This window comes from Agromyces sp. NPDC055658 (assembly GCF_053618155.1).
Genome location: NZ_JBSHHD010000091.1, coordinates 1 through 1,638 on the forward strand (window position 1 = coordinate 1; position 1,638 = coordinate 1,638).

Genomic DNA, 1,638 nt, shown 5'->3' on the forward strand with positions numbered 1-1,638 from the left:
CGATACATCCGCATCCCCGGTGTTCCCGTGCTGCCGAACGGGCAGGCCACAAACCGCGTCGACGTCAACGGTGCCCGGCCCACATAGCCGTAGCCCAAACCCGCACCGGCGACATACAACTCGCCCACCACACCCGCGGGCACCGGACGCAACCAACCGTCCAGCACGAAAAAGGCCAGATCCGCCAACGGCACACCGATCGGACTGACCGCATTCCCCACATCGGCGGCGGTGATCTCCCGGAACGAGGCATGCACCGTCGTCTCGGTGATCCCGTACATATTGATCAACCGCGGCAACGCCGCGCGCCGGTCCAACCATGGTGCAAGCCGCTGCGGCTCCAAGGCCTCCCCGCCGAACACGACGAGCTCGAGGGAGAGCCGGTGGTCGGGCCGGGCGCCGTCGACCGCGGCCAACGCATAGAACGCTGCCGGTGTCTGACTGAGCACACTGATCCGCTCGGCGACCAACAAGGCGTGGAACTCTTCGGCCGAGCGCGTCACCGATTCGGGCACCACCACCAACCGGCCGCCGTGCAGCAGCGCGCCGAAAACCTCCCACACCGAAAAGTCGAAGGCCAACGAATGACACTGCGTCCACACCTGACCCGCAGACAAATCCACATCACGATCGATCGCATCCAGCAACCGCGCCACATTCCGATGCGGAATCGCCACACCCTTGGGCACACCCGTCGTCCCCGAGGTGTAGATCAAATACGCGATGTCGTCAGGCGTCGGCCCTACGGACAGGGCCGTACCCGGCTGGCTGTAGACCGCACGGTCATCGACATCGATCACCGTCAACCCGCGCCCACCCAGCCGATCGGCCAGATCAGCGGTCGTTACCGCGACCGCCGGCTCGGAGTCGGCCAGCACGAAATCCAGCCGTGCATCCGGCACCGAGGGATCGATCGGCACATACGCCGCACCGGTCTTGAGCACCGCCATGATCGCCACGACCGCCTCGACCGACCGCGGGAACAACAACGCCACCCGCAGCCCGGGACCTGCTCCCCACTCGATCAGCAGGTGCGCCAACCGATTCGAAGCGGCATCCAATCCGCGGTACGACATCGAACTGTCACCGAAGCTGACCGCGACCGCCGCCGGATGACGAGCCACCTGCGCGTCGAACAGCATCGGGATCGACACCGACTCCGGCATCGCCCGACTCAAAGCGGCCCGGTTACCCCACCCGTCGATCTCCTCGACGGCAGCGCGGACAGTGACCGCGGAAAGCGGCCGCCCCGGAGCGGCAGTCATCGAGGTCAGAACCCGCTCGAAGCGGTCCGCCAAATCGCGGGCGTCGCAACCGACGAACAACTCACCCACACCCGTGGTGCTGAGAAGAAGCTCCTCGTCCTTCTGGAGGAGGACCAGACCGAACTGATCGACCAGACCGGTGTGCGTGACGGTTCCCGATGCCGGAGCGCCACCGAATTCATCCTCGGGAATGGTCGGAATGAAATTGATGGCAGGCCGGGCCGACGGTTGTCCGCTGCCCTGGAATCGTGACTTGTTCTCGATCGCGCGCAACGGGAATCGTTGATGGCGCAGCGCATCTCGGAACTGCTGGTCGACATGTTCACACAAGGCCGCCACTGTCGACTGCGGCGACATGTCCACGATCAACGGC

The 1,638-nt window shown here is 65.3% G+C and carries 1 protein-coding gene; it reads right to left on the bottom strand.

The genetic code is table 11. From position 1 onward, the window contains the following. The coding region (locus tag ACWGPE_RS18700) for a non-ribosomal peptide synthetase (protein ID WP_452049265.1) at positions 1 to 1,638 on the bottom strand (1,638 nt) is incomplete at both ends.